General features: G+C 62.7%; 19 protein-coding genes. 10 read left to right on the forward strand and 9 right to left on the reverse strand.

What is annotated here, in order from left to right:
• Positions 1-5 precede the first annotated feature (5 nt).
• Positions 6-2,504 (reverse strand): HEAT repeat domain-containing protein, encoded by a 2,499-nt coding sequence (locus tag R3E77_07725; protein ID MEZ5499303.1) that lies wholly within the window; start codon positions 2,502-2,504, stop codon positions 6-8.
• A gap of 215 nt (positions 2,505-2,719) precedes the next feature.
• Between R3E77_07725 and apbC the strand changes: the two genes are divergently transcribed.
• Both apbC and dcd read left to right on the forward strand, forming a co-directional pair.
• Positions 2,720-3,811, forward strand: a complete 1,092-nt coding sequence (gene apbC, locus R3E77_07730) for an iron-sulfur cluster carrier protein ApbC (GenBank protein ID MEZ5499304.1) — start codon at positions 2,720-2,722, stop codon at positions 3,809-3,811.
• A 4-nt stretch (positions 3,812-3,815) separates the two neighbouring features.
• Positions 3,816-4,382 (forward strand): dCTP deaminase, encoded by a 567-nt coding sequence (gene dcd, locus R3E77_07735; protein ID MEZ5499305.1) that lies wholly within the window; start codon positions 3,816-3,818, stop codon positions 4,380-4,382.
• 33 nt (positions 4,383-4,415) lie between these two features.
• Here the strand turns inward: dcd and R3E77_07740 are convergent, their stop codons facing one another.
• The 3 genes from R3E77_07740 to purM are packed head-to-tail and all read right to left on the reverse strand — an operon-like array spanning position 4,416 to position 6,849.
• Positions 4,416-5,165, reverse strand: coding sequence for a DUF3108 domain-containing protein (locus tag R3E77_07740; protein MEZ5499306.1), 750 nt, complete (start codon positions 5,163-5,165; stop codon positions 4,416-4,418).
• 2 nt (positions 5,166-5,167) lie between these two features.
• Positions 5,168-5,818 (reverse strand): phosphoribosylglycinamide formyltransferase, encoded by a 651-nt coding sequence (gene purN / locus R3E77_07745; GenBank protein MEZ5499307.1) that lies wholly within the window; start codon positions 5,816-5,818, stop codon positions 5,168-5,170.
• Complete coding sequence (gene purM / locus R3E77_07750) at positions 5,815-6,849, reverse strand: phosphoribosylformylglycinamidine cyclo-ligase (GenBank protein ID MEZ5499308.1); 1,035 nt, start codon at positions 6,847-6,849, stop codon at positions 5,815-5,817. Before purM ends, purN begins: the two co-directional genes overlap by 4 nt.
• Before the next feature lie 149 nt (positions 6,850-6,998).
• Here purM and R3E77_07755 point away from each other — a divergent pair, with 149 nt between their 5' ends.
• Both R3E77_07755 and hda read left to right on the forward strand, forming a co-directional pair.
• Positions 6,999-7,550 (forward strand): CDP-alcohol phosphatidyltransferase family protein, encoded by a 552-nt coding sequence (locus tag R3E77_07755; protein MEZ5499309.1) that lies wholly within the window; start codon positions 6,999-7,001, stop codon positions 7,548-7,550.
• A gap of 13 nt (positions 7,551-7,563) precedes the next feature.
• Positions 7,564-8,247 (forward strand): DnaA regulatory inactivator Hda, encoded by a 684-nt coding sequence (gene hda, locus R3E77_07760; GenBank protein ID MEZ5499310.1) that lies wholly within the window; start codon positions 7,564-7,566, stop codon positions 8,245-8,247.
• Here hda and wrbA read toward each other — a convergent pair.
• The gene (gene wrbA / locus R3E77_07765) at positions 8,207-8,827 is read right to left on the reverse strand and encodes an NAD(P)H:quinone oxidoreductase (protein ID MEZ5499311.1); all 621 of its coding nucleotides are present in this window, start codon (positions 8,825-8,827) and stop codon (positions 8,207-8,209) included. The two genes, hda and wrbA, sit on opposite strands and share 41 nt — an antisense overlap.
• 79 nt (positions 8,828-8,906) lie before the next feature.
• Here wrbA and R3E77_07770 point away from each other — a divergent pair, with 79 nt between their 5' ends.
• Positions 8,907-9,188, forward strand: a complete 282-nt coding sequence (locus tag R3E77_07770) for an acylphosphatase (GenBank protein MEZ5499312.1) — start codon at positions 8,907-8,909, stop codon at positions 9,186-9,188.
• Here the strand turns inward: R3E77_07770 and R3E77_07775 are convergent.
• Together R3E77_07775 and R3E77_07780 are read right to left on the reverse strand one after the other, a co-directional pair.
• Entirely contained in the window at positions 9,178-9,816 is a 639-nt protein-coding gene (locus tag R3E77_07775; GenBank protein ID MEZ5499313.1) for a lytic transglycosylase domain-containing protein, read from the reverse strand. The genes R3E77_07770 and R3E77_07775 overlap by 11 nt on opposite strands.
• The gene (locus tag R3E77_07780; GenBank protein ID MEZ5499314.1) at positions 9,773-11,485 is read right to left on the reverse strand and encodes a proline--tRNA ligase; all 1,713 of its coding nucleotides are present in this window, start codon (positions 11,483-11,485) and stop codon (positions 9,773-9,775) included. Before R3E77_07780 ends, R3E77_07775 begins: the two co-directional genes overlap by 44 nt.
• 66 nt (positions 11,486-11,551) lie before the next feature.
• On the opposite strand from R3E77_07780, the gene pssA reads away from it, so the two are divergent.
• From pssA to R3E77_07805, 5 genes are read left to right on the forward strand one after another with little or no spacing between them, the layout of a single operon-like run.
• Positions 11,552-12,331, forward strand: a complete 780-nt coding sequence (gene pssA / locus R3E77_07785) for a CDP-diacylglycerol--serine O-phosphatidyltransferase (GenBank protein ID MEZ5499315.1) — start codon at positions 11,552-11,554, stop codon at positions 12,329-12,331.
• The gene (locus R3E77_07790; protein ID MEZ5499316.1) at positions 12,328-13,077 is read left to right on the forward strand and encodes a uracil-DNA glycosylase; all 750 of its coding nucleotides are present in this window, start codon (positions 12,328-12,330) and stop codon (positions 13,075-13,077) included. The genes pssA and R3E77_07790 overlap by 4 nt, the downstream gene beginning before the upstream one ends.
• Positions 13,067-13,600: a ribosomal protein S18-alanine N-acetyltransferase gene (gene rimI / locus R3E77_07795; GenBank protein ID MEZ5499317.1), complete on the forward strand. Its 534-nt coding sequence runs from the start codon at positions 13,067-13,069 to the stop codon at positions 13,598-13,600. The genes R3E77_07790 and rimI overlap by 11 nt, the downstream gene beginning before the upstream one ends.
• A gap of 18 nt (positions 13,601-13,618) precedes the next feature.
• On the forward strand, positions 13,619-15,211 hold the full coding sequence (locus R3E77_07800; protein MEZ5499318.1) for a peptide chain release factor 3: 1,593 nt from the start codon (positions 13,619-13,621) through the stop codon (positions 15,209-15,211).
• Positions 15,204-16,493: an MFS transporter gene (locus R3E77_07805; GenBank protein MEZ5499319.1), complete on the forward strand. Its 1,290-nt coding sequence runs from the start codon at positions 15,204-15,206 to the stop codon at positions 16,491-16,493. Before R3E77_07800 ends, R3E77_07805 begins: the two co-directional genes overlap by 8 nt.
• On the opposite strand, the gene R3E77_07810 is transcribed toward R3E77_07805, so the two are convergent.
• Together R3E77_07810 and R3E77_07815 are read right to left on the reverse strand one after the other, a co-directional pair.
• Complete coding sequence (locus R3E77_07810) at positions 16,463-18,427, reverse strand: DUF3488 and transglutaminase-like domain-containing protein (GenBank protein ID MEZ5499320.1); 1,965 nt, start codon at positions 18,425-18,427, stop codon at positions 16,463-16,465. The genes R3E77_07805 and R3E77_07810 overlap by 31 nt on opposite strands.
• A complete protein-coding gene (locus R3E77_07815; protein MEZ5499321.1) occupies positions 18,424-19,407 on the reverse strand; it encodes a DUF58 domain-containing protein in 984 nt (327 codons plus the stop codon). Before R3E77_07815 ends, R3E77_07810 begins: the two co-directional genes overlap by 4 nt.
• Positions 19,408-19,414 lie beyond the last annotated feature (7 nt).

The raw sequence follows: 19,414 nt of genomic DNA on the forward strand, positions 1-19,414 counted from the left end.
CTCCGTCAACCAGCCTTGTACTTCTCCAATTCTAACCGCATTTCGTCCATGGATTGCGGCCGCTTGGCAAGATCCACCGCCATCGAGCGCATGGTGAGATCGGCGAGACCCGGAGGCAGGTTCTTGTTGATCTCCTGCGGCGGCCGCGCCTTGCCCTGTACGTGCTGGTACATGACGGACATGTGGTCGCCCCGCGAATAGGGTGGTACCCCGGTGATCATTTCGTAGAGGATGACGCCGGTGGCGTATACGTCGGCGCGATGGTCGACGCGCTTCCCGAGAATCTGCTCAGGCGCCATGTACTTCGGTGAGCCGATCACGTAACCGGTCTTGGTCAGCTGCGTGTCCCCCTCGCGCTGGGCGGCTGCGACGCCGAAATCGACGATCTTCAGCAGGCCCTCGTTGTTGATCAGCACGTTGGCGGGCTTGAGATCGCGATGCACGATACCGACCTGGTGGGCGACCGCCATGCCCGTGCAGATGTCGATCGCGAACCCGAGTGCTCGCGGCAGTGGCATCGGCTGCTCATTGACGATCTCGCTTCCGAGCGTATGCGACGGGAAGTACTCCATCGAAATGGCATAGATGCCCTGGATGAACAGGAAGTCGTAGATCCGGATGACGTTACGATGCGTGATCTTGCGCGAGTAACGCAGCTCGTGCACGAAGCGCTTCATCATTTCCTCATCCTGGGACACATTCGGATTGAGGAACTTGAGGATCAGGCGCTCATCGACAACGGTATCTTCCATCAATAACACGGTACCGAAGGCGCCGCGGCCGATGCGCTCGATGAATTTGTAACGGCCTTCGATGATCTCGCCGGGTTTCAGCACGGAGATGTCGAGCTGCTTCTGAGCGGATTTCTCCGCATCGCGAACCACCTTCGCCACCGCGGAGTCGGACATCATTACAGTACGTGCAGGCTGTGGCGGTGGCATGGTGCTTTCGAGCGGTGGGCGCGGCGTCGCCTCGCCCGCCATTGGCGGTGCCGGCGTGCGAATCGTACCCGCCGCACCAGGCGGGGCAGCGCGAGTTGCCGTGCCCGGTGCCGGTGGCGCCATGGTCAACCCGGATGCGAAGCGATCGTCAAGTTCCGACAGCGCCGCTGCCGCCGCTTGGGCAATTGTCGCGTCAGGGGTTGCCGCCTGCGCCTGCAACTGCAGGCGTACATGCTCTGAGCGGCGCTCGTCCGTCAGCTTGGTGATCGCCTGGATGGCTTCGACGCGAATTTCCTTCTCCGGCCGGTTCAGTAGCGGCAGCAATGCGTCGATGCTCTTGTGATCACCGAGCTTGCCGATGGCGCGGGCCACGACAGGTATGGTTCGGTCGGCACCACCCAGCATCTCCAGAAGGCGCGGCAGGGCCCGCTTGCTGCCAATTTCCGCGAGCGCATCCACCGCGCGCTCGCTGACCCACCAGTCGGAGTCCTTGGTCGCCTCGATGAGCTGGCCGACGGCGCGTTCGTCCTTGGTCTGGTTGAGGATTTCGATTGCGGAGCGGCGTATGTTCTCATCCTGGTCGCGCACCAGCTGCAGCACGGCATCGACCACCTTGGGGCCGCCGATCTTGCCGAGTGCGTCGGCCGCGCGGCTGCGTACCCACCAGTCATCATCGGAGATGACACCGAGAAGATGCTTGACCGTCTTGGCAGTCCCGATTTCGTTGAGGACCTCGACCGCCGCCCGACGCGAGTACTCGTTTTCGTCCTTGAGCACGGGAATCAGGAATTTGATCGTTTCCGGATCGTTCGCCTTGATGACGACATCGATCGCCTTGTTCTGGACCTCGATCTCCGGATCCCGCAGCAGTTCGCACACGTTGCGCGCATCGATCGGTCCATCCATTCGCTGCATGGCCGAGAGCGCGGCGCTGCGAACCAGCTTGTTCGGATCCTTGAGCTGGCTCTCGAGCGCCTGCTGGACACCCGGGCGATTGAATCGCGAGAGAATGTTGATGATGTGGATCCGGGCGATTGGATCCTTGCCTTGCAACCGGCCGATGAGTTCCGGCAGCGCATCGGCGTCCGCCATCTCGCCGATGATGCGAAAAAGCGCTGCTTTTTCATTCGGCTCCTGCTGGTAGGCGGCGTTCAGCAGCTCGCGTAGCCCAAATCGCTGCTTCTGCGCGCTGATGACATCAAGAAGCGCGGAGCGGCTGATGCCGTCGGTCGTGAGCGCATCAAGCAGCAGATGGGGTGGATAATTGCGACTGCTGGACAGTGCCCACGCAATACCGGCAATGACACGCGGGCTGCCGTGCACCAGCGCCTGCACATAGAGCGGAAACGACTTCTGATCGAGCAGTCCCGTCAAAGCCTCGACCAGCGCGATCGTGGCCGACTTGTCAGCATCGGGCAGGGCGGCCAGGATGGTTTCTATCGCCCCCGATCCGAGGGATCTGAGCTTGGCGATGGCCTTTTGGCTCGCCGGGCTTGCGGGGTCGTGGGTCGCGCGCAACTCGGCGACGATTTTCTCCGCCCGCAGGCCTGCTAGGAACGCCATTGCTGACCGTTCCTTCCCGCATTAACTTTGACAGCACTGCGCTGCGCCAATCCGACACTCTCCGTCACAGGCTGCGGACGTCTTTACCCGCGCCTGACGCAATTCAACCGACCCTAAAGTATGCCATAGGCGGGCTCCGGGCCGCCGGAGCCAGGCCGCAATTTGCTACCATGCCGGCCCGTTTGGCTGCCCCGCTGTGGTGAGGTCCGCTGGAAATGCCTGATATCGAATCCCGGATTTGCGCTGCGGTGGGGCAAGTCAACGATCCGAATCTCGGTTGCAGCTTCGCTGACGCCAAACGTGCGATCCAGGTCACATCTTCCAAAGGTCAATGGTCGGTCAATATTGTCCTGGGCTATCCCGTCGGCGATCAGCGGGAGGGCCTGATCGCAGCAATTGCGGCGGCTATCGCGGAAGCGGGCGTGAGTGAGCCGGTTGCGATCCAGCTCACGCCGGGAATCGCCGCGCATGCCGTGCAACGTGGAGTCGAACGCGTGCCAGGCATTAGCAACATCATTGCGGTCGCCTCCGCCAAAGGTGGCGTCGGCAAGTCAACGGTCGCGGTCAATCTGGCGATTGCGCTGGCACGCGATGGTGCGCGTGTGGGGTTGCTCGATGCGGATATCTATGGGCCGAGCCAGCCCCTGATGCTTGGTCTGCAAGGCGAGCGGCCATCCTCGGATGACGGCAAGATGATCGAGCCCTTGCGGGCGCATGGTGTGGCGGCGATGTCGATAGGTTTTCTCGTCGACAACGAGCAGCCCATGATCTGGCGCGGGCCGATGGTCACTTCGGCGCTGCAGCAATTGCTGAACCAGACGCGCTGGGGCGAACTCGATTACCTGATCGTTGATCTGCCGCCCGGTACGGGCGATCTGCAATTGACGCTTGCGCAGAAAGTCGCCGTTGCCGGAGCGATAATCGTCACCACGCCGCAGGACGTCGCGCTCGCCGACGCGCGCAAGGGATACAGGATGTTCGAAAAAGTGGGCGTTCCGGTGCTCGGAATCGTCGAGAACATGAGTGGTTACACCTGCGCGAACTGCGGGCACCACGAGGACATTTTCGGCAGCCGTGGCGGGGCTGAGATGGCGCAGAAGTACCAATTGCCGCTGCTGGGCCAGGTACCCATCGATCCACGTATCGGCAGGCTTCTCGATGCGGGCCAGCCGGGGGTCGCGTCGGAACCCGCATCGGCACATGCGCGCGCTTTCGTCGACATCGCAAGGCGCGCTGCGGCGCATCTGTCATTGCGTCCAATCGATCGCGGGCGTTTGTTCGGCAAGGTAGTCGTTGAGAAAGGTTGACGGTATGAGCATCAAGTCGGATCGATGGATCAGGCGCATGGCAGAGCAACACGGCATGATCGAGCCATTCGCCGCCGCACAGGTGCGCGAAGTAGATGGCCGGCGCATCGTGTCCTTCGGCACGTCGAGCTATGGTTATGACGTGCGCTGCGCGGCGGAATTCAAGATTTTCACCAACATCAATTCGACCATTGTCGATCCCAAGGAGTTCGATGCCAAGAGCTTTGTCGATATCGCTGCCGACGTTTGCGTCATTCCGCCGAACTCGTTCGCGCTTGCAAGAACCGTCGAGTATTTCAGGATTCCACGCAGTGTGCTGACAGTCTGCCTCGGCAAATCCACCTATGCGCGCTGTGGAATCATCGTGAATGTCACGCCACTTGAGCCGGAGTGGGAAGGGCATGTGACACTCGAGTTTTCCAACACGACGCCACTGCCGGCCAAGATCTACGCCAACGAGGGAGTCGCACAGATGTTGTTCTTCGAATCCGACGAGATCTGCGAGACGTCCTATCGGGACCGCGGCGGCAAGTACATGCGCCAGCGCGGAGTCACCCTGCCGAAAACATAGCGACCGCAGCGCCGGGGTTTGCGCAGCTGCCGCTCAGCGCGACTCGCTCTGGGTGAAGCTGCGGATCATCATGGCCCATTCGACCGAACGGCCCCGCCGCCGATCGGCGCGGACAGGAACGTAGCCAAGCGAAGGCGCGAGCCATAGCCGGGTGACGCGATCGGAGTCCGGCTTGTGGCTTGCTATTACCACGGTATCGAGTTCGCCAATACTGGTGCGCAATCGGGTCGGACCCTCATTCTCATAAACGTAGGGATTGGCGCGGTTCTTGTCCACCAGCACGTAGTCGGTCGGCGCCTGGCCCATTTGCATCGCCCAGATGAGCGCGATCTGGTTCGACAACGGATCCTGCGCAGCGTCCGGCAGTGGCAGGTCGACAGTTTCACCTTCAGCCTGGCCGGTGATGCGTTTCTTGGTCCAGTCGAATGCGAGATCGATGGATTTTTCGGCCTTTGCCTTGCCGGTTTCTGCGTGGTAGGCGAATGGTCGAACGCCACTGGCGGTTATTTCCAGTTTCGAGGTCTGTTCGATGGCGTCCGGGACGATAAGCCGAAAAATTCCGCGCGCGCGATTGGTGGTGCTGTAAAGGAAACGGCCATCGCTTTCGCGTTGCAGACGGATAAAGGTCGATCCGGCATTGAGTCCTTTCCACTCGACCGTATAACTTGCCTCGAAGGGGTTGATTGCGGGCGCAGCAAACGCGGACCCGGCACAACAGCCGGCGCTGAGCAGCAGTGCTGCCGCGACCCTGGGACCCTTGCCGATCACCGGCACTTGCTGCATTCCTAGAACTCCTCTAAAGGCGGCGAGGTCAGCACCTTGCCATCGAGTGTGGGTCGATCGCCCGAAATCTGCAATCGCCCGCTCGCAAGCTGCGCCAGCACTCGTGGGTAAATAATGTGCTCAATAGCCTGAACACGCGCTGAAAGGCTTTGCTCGGTGTCATTCTTCGATACGACGAGACGTCCCTGGCGCAATACCGGTCCGGCATCGAGTTCCGCCGTTACGAGGTGGACGCTGGCGCCGTGATGCGCGAGGCGCTCGGACAGTGCACGCCGGTGCGTATGCAGTCCAGGCAGTGCCGGCAGCAGCGAAGGGTGGATGTTGAGCAGACGATGCCTGTAATGCTCGACGAATTGGCTTGACAGTATGCGCATGAAACCCGCGAGCACAAGATAATCCGGCGCATGTTCGTCGATTGCCCGCGCGAGGCGACGGTCGAATTCCTCGCGGCTCTGGTGAGGCTCGGGCCGCAGTATCGCCGTGGCAAGACCCTGCGCTCGGGCGGCTGCGATGCCGGTCGCATCCCGATCTGCAATGACCAGCACGACCCGCGCCGCAATATCGCCGCTCTGGCAGCCATGTGCGATCGCGAGCATGTTGCTGCCGCGGCCCGAAATCAGCACGGCCAGGCGGCAGCTACTGCTCGCGCTCATTCGGTGATGATCACCGAGCCATTGCCGGGCGCGACCTGGCCGATGATTCGCGCATCTTCGCCTTCGTCAACGAGCAGTTCGACCGCGCGCGATGCGTCGCCCGGCGCGACGATGCACACCATGCCGATGCCGCAATTGAAGGTGCGGTACATTTCGCCTGTTGCAATATTGCCGTTGCGCGCTAACCAATCGAATAGCGGATTTGCGGGCCAGGCACTGCGGTCAAGACGCGCATCGAGGCTCGCTGGCAGCACGCGCGGAATGTTCTCGGTGAGCCCACCCCCCGTGATGTGCGCGAATCCATGCACCGGCAGTTGCCGCGCTATTGCGAGCATTGAGCGGGTGTAGATGCGGGTCGGCTCGAGGAGTCGATCGATGAGGCGGCGGCCTGCAAGATCCTGGTGCGGATCGTGGTTGCCGACTTCGAGGACCTTGCGAATCAGCGAATACCCATTCGAGTGCGGGCCGGAGGAAGCGAGACCGATGACGAGGTCTCCTGCAGCGACTTTGGAGCCATCGATGATGGCGCTGCGCTCTACGATGCCGACGCAGAATCCGGCGAGGTCGTAATCGCCACGCTGGTACATGCCCGGCATTTCCGCGGTCTCGCCGCCAACCAGGGCGGCGCCGGCCCGTTTGCAGCCTTCGGCGATGCCATGGATCACATCGGCCGCGACGTCGACGTCGAGCCTCGCCGTGGCGTAGTAGTCGAGAAAGAACAGCGGTTCGGCACCGCAGACCGCGACATCGTTGGCGCACATGGCGACCAGATCGATGCCGATGCTGCCGTGGCGGTTGTGATCGATAGCGAGGCGCAGTTTGGTACCGACGCCGTCGGTTCCCGAGACCAGGACCGGCTCGCGGAAGCGCTCGAGTGGAACTCGGACCAGCGCGCCAAATCCGCCAAGTCCGCCCATGACCTCGGGGCGCAACGTACTGCGCGCGGCGGGTTTGATGCGTTCGACCAGCGCATCGCCGGCATCGATGTCGACACCTGCGTCGCGATAGCTCAGGTTCTTCGGTGTTGTCACGTCGGCCTTTGCGGTTGTAGTCCGGGGCGCCCGAAGGCGCGGCATTCGGGCGGCGCTATTGTACAAACGTCGGCTGCATCGCGGCAGGGATTCGGGATCGCCGGACAGGTGCTCTGGTAATATTGGCGGCAAGGGTCGGATCCGCCAACGTGAAGCACCTGCCTAATCTCATCTGCCTGCTGCGCATCGCGCTGATCTGGCCGATCGTCCTGTCCCTGCAGGCGGGCGAACACGTGCGTGTCGTGGTTCTGTTCCTCGTCGCAGCGATTTCGGACGGGCTGGACGGTTTCCTCGCCAAGCGGTTCGGCTGGGCGTCCGACCTCGGAAGGTTTCTCGATCCGTTGGCGGACAAGCTGTTGCTGGTCACGGTATTCGTCGTGGCGACCTGGAATGGGCTCATTCCGTGGTGGCTCACGGTCGCCGCCGTGGCGCGGGATTTCATCATCGGATTGGGTGCGCTCGTCTATCGCCTGTGGTTCGGGCCGCTGCATGGCCGACCCACCATAGTCAGCAAGATCAATACGCTGGTTCAGTTCTCCTGCCTGGTGGCTGCCATCCTGGCGGCCGCATGGCATTGGCCGCCGCGCGAACTGCAGGACGCGTTGTTCGTGTTTGCGTTCGTGCTCTCCATCGCCTCCGGCATCGATTATCTGGCGCGCTTCGTGGGTCGCGCCTGGCGCGCGCCGGCCGCGACGCTCTGAGCGCAGGGCGGTCGTGAAACAGCTCGCACTGGCGGTCGCACGCGCGGGCAGTCGCGTGTTCGCCAATTTTCATGCCGGCGAAAATGCCGAAGCGCTCGCTCGTTGCCAGCAGCTCGCCGGAGGCGAACGTCTGGCGCTGTGGCTGTGGGGCCCGCCCGGCTGCGGGCGCAGCCACCTGCTGCAGGCAACCGCGGCGGCGGGCGGCGAGAGCGCGACGCTGATTCGCGGCTCGGATCCCGACATGCTGCCCGGGCCACTGGCTGGCCGGACGCGACTCGTCATAGTCGATGACATCGACGCTCGGGTGGGCGATGCCCGATTCGAACGCTGGTTGTTCACGGCCTATCGCGAACTCGAAGATGCGGCAGGCGGTTTGCTTGTGAGCGCCGAGGCGCCACCGCGCGGACTGCGCTGGGGTCTGGCCGACCTCGCCTCGCGCATGTCCGCGAGCCAGGTATTGAGGCTACGCCCGCTCGATGACCGTGGTCGCGCCGCTGCCCTGAAGCTCCATGCCGGGCATCGCGGTTTCGCGCTGCCTGATGAGACGCTCGATTACCTGCTTGCACGACTGCCGCGCGACTTGCCGAGCTTGTTCGAGTTGCTCGATACGCTGGACTCAGCTTCGCTGGAAATGCAGCGGCGCATCACCGTGCCGTTCATTCGTGAAGTGTTGCACCGGCGCGGTCACGAAGTTTGACAGCCATCTCGGCGAGCCGCGCGCCGAGTGCCTTTGCAATCTGCGCCTCGTGTTCGCTGAGCGCTCCTTTCGCCGCCGCCACGCCCGAAACGTGAGTTGCGCCATACGGGGTACCACCGCTTCGCGTTTCGTTCAGCGCGGTCTCCGTGTATGGCACGCCGAGTAGCAGCATGCCATGGTGAAATAGCGGCAACATCATGCTGAGCAGCGTCGTTTCATTGCCGCCGTGCATCGACTGCGAAGCGGAGAATACGGCCGCAGGTTTACCCACCAGGGCACCTTCGAACCAGAGCGGACCGAGACCGTCTATGAAGTATTTGAGTGGCGCCGCCATGTTGCCAAGGCGTGTCGGACTACCGAGTGCCAAGCCATCCGCGCGACGCAGATCGTCATGCGTCGCGTAGGGCGGCCCGTCGCCCGGCACCGGCTTGACCGGACGTTCATTGTCGGCAGAGACCGGCGCGACGGTGCGCAATATCGCCTCGGCATCGGTGATGGTTTCGATGCCGCGACAGATCTGGCGCGCCAGCGCCGCGGTGGCGCCGCTGCGTGAATAGTAGAGCACGAGTATTTTGGCCAAGATTGCACCTCGGTTGCGGGCGGGCGCGACAATTGTAGTTCACTTGACGCCGGGTCAAGTTGCATAGAACCATTGTCTGGTGATCGTACGTCGCTATATCGTGAAGGGCCGCGTGCAGGGCGTTTTCTACCGTGCGAGTACAGCCCGCGAAGCGCTGCGTCTGGGCGTATGCGGTCACGCCCGCAATCTGGCCGACGGGTCGGTCGAGGTGCTGGCGGGCGGCGAGGCGGCTGTGCTCGATGAGTTCGAGAAATGGTTGTGGCGAGGACCGGGCGCTGCGCGTGTTACGGCAGTCGAATTACAGGCTGACGCAGGCACGCTCGCAACACAGATGCAAAGCGGGCGCTTCGTTACTTCCTGATGGCGCTCACGCTGGCCTCAGGGCTGCCGAGATCGTCGGCGCCATTCCAGTACGACCAGCGCTGTATGACCTTGTCCGAATACCAACGCCGTCCGACACTGCCGTTATAGCGCGCCAGTGCGCGCTGCACGTCATTTCGCTCGATGCGCAGGTAATAGCGCAGGATGGCTGCTCCCATGCGAATGTTCGGGCCGACGCGCACGAGTTCGTGGCGGCGCATGCCCAGCTGCTCGGGCCAGAAAGGCATGACCTGCATGAGGCCGACGGCGCCGGCGTAGGAGACCGCCCAGCGGTTGAAGCGGCTTTCGATGTCGATGATGGCCATGAGCAGACCCGGCGGCACGCGCAGTTCGTTGGGCCGGTGCGCCTCGCAGAACACCTGCTGCAGGATCTCGGTGCGTTCGGCCTCATCGGCGACCGCCTTGCGCAGTCGCGGCTCCATCATCTTGTACCAGACAGCGGAGTCGAAACTGTCGGCGAAGCACTTCGCTTCGTGGATGGCTGCTGCCACGACCGGACGCAGCGCGGCGTCGCGCTGTTGGTCGGCATTCGCGGCCGCGGGCAGGGCGAGCAACAGCGCGAAACTAGTGCGTGCCAATACGCTCGCAAATGAATTGCACGATGCCATTGCGGTCGATGTCCTGACTTTGACTGTCTCGTCGATGGCGATATTCCAATTTGCCGCTCTTCAAGCCACGATCGCCGATCACGATTCGGTGCGGAATGCCCAGCAACTCGGCATCCGCGAATTTCACGCCCGGACGCGCATCGCGATCGTCGAGCAACGTGTCGATTCCCTTTGCTACGAGCGCGGCATACAACTCATCGGCTGCCGCCCGCACATCGGCCGAACGGTCCATGTTGATCGGCGTCAACACCACATTGAACGGGGCAATTGCGTCCGGCCAGATGATGCCGCGCTCATCATGATTCTGCTCGATCGCAGCGGCGACGATCCGCGTCACACCAATGCCGTAACAACCCATGTAGAGAGTGACCTTCTGTCCGTTCTCAGCAAGTACCGTAGCCGCCATTGCGTCGCTGTACTTGCATCCGAGCTGGAATATGTGACCTACTTCAATACCACGCATGATGGACAGCGGGCCGCCGCCGCCCGGGCTGGGATCGCCGTCCACTGCATTGCGAAGGTCCGCAAGCTCGGGCAGAGGCAGGTCGCGGCGCCAATTCACACCCGCAAGGTGCAGGTCGGCGCGATTGGCGCCGCAGACGAAATCACTGAGACCTGCGACGCTGTAGTCGGCGATGCAGGGCAGCGCAAGTCCTACCGGCCCGATAAAACCCGGCGGTGCGCCGCAGCACTCGCGAATGCGCTCGGCACTGGCAAAACGAAGCGGTGTCGCAAGCGACTGGTGCTTCTGTGCCTTCAACAGATTGAGTTCGTGGTCGCCGCGCAGCAGCAACGCAACGACGCCGCCGTTGCGCGCCTCGACGAGCAGGGTCTTGAGCAGGCGGCTGCGATCGATGCGCAGCATTGCGGCAACATCCTCGATGCTGCCCGCTCCCGGTGTCGCGACCTCGCGCATGGCCTCTGTTGGAGCAGGCGGGCGGGCCTCGGCGGCGGGCAGGGGGACGGTCTCCAGATTGGCGGCGTAGTCATCACCGGGGCACCAGGCAATGGCGTCTTCGCCCGAGTCGGCCAGGACATGGAACTCCTGCGAGACATTGCCGCCGATTGCGCCGCTGTCGGCCGCGACCGCTCGAAAGCGCAGGCCGAGCCTCGTGAATATGCGCGTATAGGCGTCGTGCATCGCCACGTAACCCTGGCGCAGCGATTCTTCATCCTGGTGGAAAGAGTAAGCGTCTTTCATGACGAACTCGCGCGCGCGCATGACGCCGAATCGCGGCCGGATTTCATCTCGGAACTTCGTCTGGATCTGGTAGAAGTTGACAGGCAGCTGCCGGTAGCTTTGCAGTTCGCGCCGGGCGATATCGGTGATCACTTCCTCATGCGTCGGCCCGACGCAGAACTCCCGGTCGTGCCGGTCGCGAAGGCGCAGCAACTCCGGTCCATATTGCTCCCAGCGCCCCGATTCACGCCACAGTTCGGCCGGCTGGATGGCTGGCATGATCAGCTCCAGGGCGCCGGCACGATCCATTTCCTCGCGCACGATCGCCTCGACCTTGCGCATGACCCGAAAGCCAAACGGTAGCCAGCTGTAGAGCCCTGCCGCCAGCCGTCGAATCATGCCGGCACGCAGCATGAGCTGGTGGCTGACGATCTCGGCTTCTGATGGCGTCTCTTTCGCGGTGTTGATCGGGTAGCGGGACCAGCGCATAAGGGGCGCAATGATACCAGCGCGGAGTGCATTGTCGCGCGGCCGATCGGCCCCTATCATGGCGATGTGACCGAAACACCCATGCCCGGCCCGCAACAGCGTCGCGGGATGTATTTGCTGCCGAACCTGTTTACCACTGGCTGCCTTTTTGCCGGGTTCTATTCCGTGGTGGCGGCGGCCGATGGCAACTTCTCACGGGCATCGGCGGCAATATTCATCGCAATGCTCTTCGATGGCCTGGATGGGCGGGTAGCGCGTTGGACCCGCACCGAGACGGTGTTCGGCAAGGAGTACGACAGCCTTGCCGACATGGTGGCGTTCGGAATTGCGCCTTCGCTGGTGGCGTATCACTGGGGTATCGCGCGTATTGCCGAATTCGGCCACTCCTGGGTGCGTTTTGGTTGGGTCGCCTGTTTCTTCTACAGCGTATGCGCGGCGCTGCGCCTGGCGAGATTCAACGCCCGGGCGGCGACGGCCGACAAGCGTTACTTCGAGGGATTGCCAAGTCCGTCGGCAGCCGCGTTCGTGGCGGCATTTGTCTGGTTCTTCAATAATTGGCGCGAGCCCGGCCTGCTCGGATTGATCCTGGCCTTCGCTGTGACTGCGGGTGCCGGAATGCTGATGATCAGTTCCGTGCCCTATCCAAGTCTCAAGCAGGTCGAATGGGACCGGCGTGTCAAAGGCTACTACATGGTGATCGTGCCGTTGTTCCTCGCAATGATTGCCATCGAACCGCCGACGATGCTGCTGGCGATGTTCGCGACCTTCTGCCTGTCGGCGCCATTGTTGTGGCTCGCGCGCCGCCTGCGCCGCACCATGCGCGGCGGCGTGGCACCCGAGCCGTGAGCGTCGCCGCCGATAACCGGCGCCTGGCCTATTTGCAGGCGATCGGCGTCCAGGCCTGGCGGGCGCACGTCAGGCGGCCAGCGATAGCACCTGAACCCGTTACCGACGCGGTTGCTGCAAAGGTGGCGGCTTCGGACGATGCCGAAGTTGCAAGCGCCGCATTGCCTGGCAACTGGGTTCAATTGCGCGAGCAAGTGCAATCCTGCACGCGTTGCGCGTTGCATGCTGGCAGGAAGCAGACTGTTTTTGGCGTAGGCAACCAGGGAGCGGACTGGCTCATCGTCGGTGAGGCGCCCGGCGCGGAAGAGGACCGCCAGGGTGAACCGTTCGTCGGGCGTGCCGGCCAGTTGTTGAATGCAATGCTGGGCGCGATCGGCCTCACGCGCGAGACGGTCTATATCGCCAACATTCTCAAGTGCCGGCCGCCCGGCAATCGCGATCCCAAGCCAGCGGAAGTCGCAAGTTGCACGCCATACCTCGATGCCCAGATCCTGCTCCTGCGGCCGCGCATCATCCTGGCCGTTGGCCGGATCGCCGCGCAGCACCTGTTGCGCACCGACGCGCCCCTGGCGCGGTTGCGCGGTCGTGTGCATCACTACGGAACCGCCGCGACGGCGCTGGTCGTGACCTACCACCCTGCGTATCTGTTGCGCTCGCCGGCAGACAAACGCAAGGCGTGGGAGGACCTGAAATTCGCACGCAGCACGCTCGCGGCGCTGCAACCGGTGAAATCGCATGGCGGCTGAGCGCGACGCCATGCAGTCGCTGCCGCAGCTGCAACTACGGCCCATGGTGGACGATGACCTCGCCGAGGTCATGCGCATCGAGCAGGCGAGTTACGATTTCCCATGGACCCTCGGCATCTTCGGCGATTGCCTCAGGGTCGGCTATATCTGCCGTGTGCTCGAGTTCGACGTGCATATCGTGGGCTATGGCGTCATGAGTGTCGGTGCAGGTGAGGCACACATCCTCAATGTCTGCATCGACGAGCGCTATCGCTGCCGTGGGCTCGCGCGCGTGCTGCTGCACGAAATGCTCCGCAGCGCAGCTGCGCTCGGTGCGCAGGCAGCCTATCTTGAGGTGCGACCGAGCAACCTTGCGGCAATCCGACTTTATGCCGCACTAGGATTCGAGCAGGTTGGCACCAGGCGCGGCTACTATCAGGCGCGGAACGGCCGCGAGGACGCGGCGCTGTTGCGAATCGACCTGCCGATCGGCCAGACAGCCGCGACACGGTCAACGGCGTCCCCCGTCGGCGAAAATTTCTAGTCCGATCAGGTATTGCAGATGCACAGTCTCGAAAAAGAGATCGCGCGCCGGCGTACTTTTGCCATCATTTCGCACCCCGATGCGGGAAAGACTACGCTGACCGAAAAGTTGCTGCTGTTCGGCGGCGCGATCCAGCTCGCTGGCACGGTCAAGGGGCGCAAGGCGGCCCGGCACGCCACCTCGGACTGGATGCGGCTCGAGCAGCAGCGCGGCATTTCCGTGACCTCGTCGGTCATGCAATTCCCCTTCGACGGACGCATCGTCAATCTGCTCGATACACCCGGGCACGAGGATTTCTCCGAGGATACGTATCGCACTCTGACCGCCGTCGATTCGGCGTTGATGGTCATCGACTGTGCAAAAGGTGTCGAGGAGAGGACCGTGAAACTGATGGAAGTCTGTCGCTTGCGTGCGACCCCCATCATGACGTTCATCAACAAGCTCGATCGCGCGGGCAGGGCACCCATCGAGTTGCTGGACGAGGTGGAGCAGGTGCTTGGCATAGCGACAGCACCGGTGACCTGGCCAATTGGCATGGGTTCAGCGCTGCGCGGCATTTATCACCTGCTTGAAGACTGCGTCTACGTGTACCGCGAAGCCGCGAAAGGGCGGGCAGGGAGTTTCGAGCGTTTGCCGGACCTGTCGAGCAGCGCCGTCGGCGATTTGCTCGGTGACGATGCGAAGCAGTTCATGGAAGAACTGGAACTCGTGCGCGGAGCGACGGCTTCCTTTGACCTCGCTTCATATCGCGCGGCACGTCAGACGCCGGTCTTCTTCGGTTCTGCCATCAGTAATTTCGGAGTGCGCGAATTATTGCAGTTTTTCGTGATGCACGCCCCGCCGCCAGGGGAGTTCGTGACGACCGCGCGGCCCGTATCTGCATTGGAGCCCGCGCTCAGCGGCTTTGTATTCAAGATCCAGGCGAACATGGATCCGGGGCATCGCGACAGGATCGCGTTCATGCGAATCTGCTCGGGGGCGTACAATCGCGGCATGCGCATGCACCATGTGCGGCTCGGCAAGGAAGTGCGCGTGAATGACGCAATCACCTTCATGGCAGCGGATCGACAGCATGCCGACCAGGCGTTCGCTGGCGACATCATTGGGCTTCACAACCACGGCACGATCAATATCGGTGATTCGTTCTCGGAGGGCGAGCGCCTGGTATTCACCGGCATCCCCAATTTTGCGCCGGAAATCTTCCGGCGCGCGGTGCTGAAGGATCCGCTGAAGGCCAAGGCGCTTGGCAAGGGACTGGCGCAACTGTGCGAAGAAGGCGCCACGCAGCTGTTCAAGCCCATGCGCAACAACGACCTTATACTCGGGGCCGTTGGCCAATTGCAGTTCGAGGTGGTCGCATTTCGGCTCCAGGACGAGTACAACGTCAGCTGTCAATTCGAGCCCGTCAACGTCTATACGGCTCGTTGGCTCGCAGCGGACCAGCAACGCGAACTCGACGAGCTTGCCAACCGATCGCATGACAACATGGCTGTCGATCATGCCGGCGCACTGGTCTATCTGGCGCCGACTCGCGTGAACCTCGAGCTCGCGATGGAGCGTTTCCCACGAGTGCGATTCAGTCCGACGCGCGAGCATTTCCTGCATGAGTGAACCTGCCGAGGCGCGTTCCAGCATCCGCGCGGTGCGGGCCTGGGCTTTTTACGACTTCGCCAATTCCGCTTTTGCCACCACAGTGATGGCGGGTTTTTTCCCGACGTTCTTCAAGCAGTACTGGAACGCCGGCGTCGATGCGACCGTCAGTACCGGCAGGCTCGGCGTTGCCAACGCCATCGCAGGGCTCGTAGTGGCGATCCTCGCGCCCGTGCTGGGTGCAATTGCCGACCGAGGAGGCGCAAGAAAGAAATTGCTGCTGGTGTTCACGGTCATCGGGGCTGCCGCCACGGCGGCGCTGTACCTGATCGGTCAGCCCCACTGGAGCGTTGCGGCGGCGATGTTCGTTACCGCATCGGTCGGTTTCATGGCGGCCAATGTCTTCTACGATGCACTGATGCTCGATGTTGCCAACGACCGGGAGCTGGATCGCGTGTCGGCACTGGGTTTCGCCCTGGGTTATCTGGGCGGCGGCTTGTTGTTCGCCCTCAACCTGCTGATGGTCGTGCGACCGCATTGGTTCAATCTCGCGACCGCCGCCGATGCGGTACGCGCGTCGTTCCTGACCGTGGCATTGTGGTGGCTGTTGTTCTCGATTCCCCTTGCTGTGTGGGTGCGCGAGCACAAGGGTGCGCCGCTGCCGATCAAGACTGCCGTCCGCCAGGGCTTTGCGGAGCTGGGTGCGACCGTGCGGACGGTGATCCGGTATCGGGAGGCCGTCGTGTTCCTGTTGGCCTATTGGTTCTATATCGATGGCGTCAACACCATCATCAAGATGGCAGTCGACTTTGGGCTCGCAATCGGGCTCGAAGCCAGTGATCTGCTTGGGGCGCTCCTGCTCACGCAATTCGTGGCCTTCCCGGCAGCCATGTTCTTCGGCTGGCTAGGTGGGCGCATCGGCTCTCGCAATGGCGTACTGGTCGCACTGGCCGGTTACGTCGTCGCGAATGTTTCCGCCTATTTCATCGATACATCGCTGGGTTTTGTGATCCTTGCGGTACTGATCGGTCTTGTGCAGGGGGGTGTGCAGAGTCTGTCGAGATCACTGTTTGCTCGCCTGGTGCCTCAGGGCAAGAATGCGGAATTCTTCGGGTTCTACAACATGATGGGCAAATTTGCGACCGTGCTCGGTCCGGCGCTGGTGGCACTCGTTGGCTGGTTGACCCACAGCAACCGCGCTGCAATCCTGTCGCTGTTGCTGCTGTTCGTGATGGGTGCCGCGATACTGCTGAAGATCCCGAACAGGGTGGTTCAGGCAACTTCCGCATCCGTTGCGCGATAGCGACGGACCGCGCGGCCGAAACCTGCAATCAACGACGGCGCAGTTGCAGACGGCCTGCCATAGCGCAGCGAGGCATATTGCTCGAGCAGTGCCGAGGCTTGCGGGCGTTGCATCCGCAGGCGCATTGACAGCGCAGCGGCTGATTCGCTCGCGCGTATCGGGATGCCAGCGCGCGCGAGCTTCGCAAGCAGGAGTCGATAACTGCGCTGCAGTGGCTCATTCCCGCGGTACAGGAGTACGCGTGCCTGCCAGGCGCCAAGTGCGATCAGCCAGATCACGAACCCGATCGCAAGTATGCGGCCGGCCGTGGCGAGGTCCGCATCACGTAAACCAAGACTCTGCAACAGGGAGCGCTGCGAACTGGAGTTGAATTCAATGATACGTTGTGTCCACCAGGCGTTGGCGGCGTCCCATTGTCGCCTCAGGCCACGCAGCCAGGTTGAGGCAAGCACCAGCCGCTGGGTGAACGAGCCGGAGTCGCTCAGGAGTTCGCTTGCGCCACGCGTCAGGCGCTCGGGAGCGACGACCGCCGTCGGGTCAACGCGGGTCCAGCCGCGCGCATCGAGCCATATTTCCGCCCAGGCATGTGCGTCCGACTGGCGAATGGTAAAATGGCGGCCGATTGGATTCCACTCGCCCCCGAGGTATCCGGTGACGACCCTGGCCGGCACGCCGGCCGCCCGCATCATGCTCACATAGGCCGAGGCGAAGTGGCCGCAGAAACCGCGCCGCGAATTGAACAGGAAGTCGTCGACCGAGTTGTAGTCCAGGCGCGGCGGTGTCAGGGAGTATTCGAAGCCCGTCGATGCGAACAGGGACAGAACCGCATCGCTGAAGGCGAGATCCGAGCCGGCTTCGCGGCGCATGCGTCGCGCCAGTTCGAGTGTGCGCGGATTGCGTCCCGCCGGCAGTGCCGTGAAAAAACGTCGTCCAAGGGAGCGCAGCGTCTGGCTGTTCCCTGCGCGAGTGTATGAAGTAAGGCGATAGCTGATCGGCTTGCCGACGGGCTCGTTCGCCGTCAGTTCGTTCGCGCCCGCCATGCGCATGCCGCGTTGCCTGGGAGGCGTTGGCATTTCGAGTGCAAACAACCAACGTTGATCGTGCGGTTCCAATGCGACGGTGTAGGAGTAGGAGGGGCCTCGATACGACAGGGCGGGTTCCATGTAGGACGCGCGGCGCGCTCGCCACGTATAGCCGTCGAAGTCCATCATCACGGGTCCGCGAAAGTACAACTCGCTGCTCGGCGGGGCACGGCCCGTGAATTGCACGCGAAAAGCGACAGCATCGGAGTCGACCAGCTCAGTGATCGAGCCCGGGCTCATGCTGTCGGCGAGGCCGGTGCTCGCTGCGCCGCCACCCGGTGTCGCCCAGAATGAGCCTGCGATACGCGGGAAGAACAAAAAACCCATGATTGCGATCGGCAAGGCGAGGCCAATTGATCTTGCGGACATTCGAAGCGCCGCCCGGGTCGACAAGCCCGCGCCGGCCGCGCTTACGATCGCCATCGCTGCGAGCGTGAGCCATGCGACAGCTCCGTAGAGCGGCATGCGTATCATTCCCTGTCGGTCGAGACAGGCAGCGAGCAGCAGGAAAATGGCGCTGCCGGCCACGACCTGCGCATCGCGAGTCGTGCGTGCTTCGAGCAATTTGAGGGCCCCCATTGCGCCAAGCAGGCTGCTCCCGGCGGCCAGTCCATTCAACGTGCGGAACTGCGCGAACACGGCGCCGAGCAATGTCAGCACCAGCAGCAGCATTGCGATGCGCCCCGGTGGGCGGGCCCGGTCGGCGGACATGGCCAGGCGGTATGCAACTGCTGCGATTGCAGCGACGATGGTCCAGGTCGGCATTCGATCCAAGTGCAACAGAAGGCTCATCGCGAAGGCGAGGGCGATGCACTGCGTTTGCCGCGGCGACAATTCGGCGCGCGCGCTCAAGGTAAGTTCTCCGGCCAGATGCCGAGGCGATCGAGGCTGATCTGGTAGTGATTCAGGCCGCGCCCAGGCGGATCGATCTTTGCGCCAATTCGCAGCTGGTACGATGCCCCGATCGTGTGTGCGTCGACAATCCATCGACAGATCTGTTGCAGCCTCAACTCGGCTGGCATCGGCGCCAACGCATCAAAATCGAACAGAGTTGCTTGTGCCTGTTCCGCGACGTAGCTTTTCACCATCAACGGCGCGCCGCGCGCATAGGCACTCCAGGCAACCCTGCGTGGCGAGTCGCCTTCGCGAAAATCGCGCAAGTGCGAGAAATCATCGGCTCCCGGACGCTGCCCGCCGGTCACGGCGCCGGCGGCCTGACTGGTTCCCCGGGCTGCGCCATGCTCGATGGGTTTGGGCCAGGCAATGTAGGTGACATCGCCATGCAAATAGGTGAAGGCGCGGAACAATCCATAGGGGTAGCGAGTCTCGAGGCGAACTCTCGGGATGGTCTGTCGTCCGCGCTCGCCATACCAAAACGGCACTGCAACGCTAAGTGTTTCGCCCGCCAGCAGGCTGCTTGCTGCGGTGTTTCCTCGGCCGGCATCGAGCACCAGCGCGTGGCGATCAGCGGCACTGTGATTGTGTAAATGGATCGAGATTTCACCCTGGCTCGCGGCAAATCCCGACTTGGCCCCGACAGCCACGACCGACAAACCAAGCAGATTACGGTGGCATTGGTGCATGGCGACGAGCCAGACGCCGCCAAAAAGGAAGGTCGCGAACAAAGCCACATTGTTCGAGTAATTGAGACTCGCCAATAACATCACGAACAGCAGCAGGGCGAACGCCATCCCGGTGCGCGTCGGCAGGATATAGAGCCGCCGGGCGGTAATCTGCAGCGGCAGGCGATCCTTGCCTTGGCGTCGCCTGACCCAACCTGCGAATGCTGCCGCCAGCCGTTTCCTCCACGCAGTCGCCGGGTTGATTGCCATTGCCCGC

This window comes from Steroidobacteraceae bacterium, from assembly GCA_041395505.1.
Classification (GTDB): domain Bacteria; phylum Pseudomonadota; class Gammaproteobacteria; order Steroidobacterales; family Steroidobacteraceae; genus JAWLAG01.

Excerpts from the sequence above, each read along its gene's own strand:
- R3E77_07725 (MEZ5499303.1), bottom strand. The coding sequence starts at position 2,504 with ATGGCGTTCCTAGCAGGCCTGCGGGCGGAGAAAATCGTCGCCGAGTTG.
- R3E77_07815 (MEZ5499321.1), bottom strand. The coding sequence starts at position 19,407 with ATGGCAATCAACCCGGCGACTGCGTGGAGGAAACGGCTGGCGGCAGCA.
- R3E77_07775 (MEZ5499313.1), bottom strand. The coding sequence starts at position 9,816 with ATGGCATCGTGCAATTCATTTGCGAGCGTATTGGCACGCACTAGTTTC.
- R3E77_07800 (MEZ5499318.1), top strand. The coding sequence starts at position 13,619 with ATGCACAGTCTCGAAAAAGAGATCGCGCGCCGGCGTACTTTTGCCATC.
- dcd (MEZ5499305.1), top strand. The coding sequence starts at position 3,816 with ATGAGCATCAAGTCGGATCGATGGATCAGGCGCATGGCAGAGCAACAC.
- apbC (MEZ5499304.1), top strand. The coding sequence starts at position 2,720 with ATGCCTGATATCGAATCCCGGATTTGCGCTGCGGTGGGGCAAGTCAAC.
- rimI (MEZ5499317.1), top strand. The coding sequence starts at position 13,067 with ATGGCGGCTGAGCGCGACGCCATGCAGTCGCTGCCGCAGCTGCAACTA.
- R3E77_07780 (MEZ5499314.1), bottom strand. The coding sequence starts at position 11,485 with ATGCGCTGGTCCCGCTACCCGATCAACACCGCGAAAGAGACGCCATCA.
- R3E77_07740 (MEZ5499306.1), bottom strand. The coding sequence starts at position 5,165 with ATGCAGCAAGTGCCGGTGATCGGCAAGGGTCCCAGGGTCGCGGCAGCA.
- R3E77_07805 (MEZ5499319.1), top strand. The coding sequence starts at position 15,204 with ATGAGTGAACCTGCCGAGGCGCGTTCCAGCATCCGCGCGGTGCGGGCC.
- purN (MEZ5499307.1), bottom strand. The coding sequence starts at position 5,818 with ATGAGCGCGAGCAGTAGCTGCCGCCTGGCCGTGCTGATTTCGGGCCGC.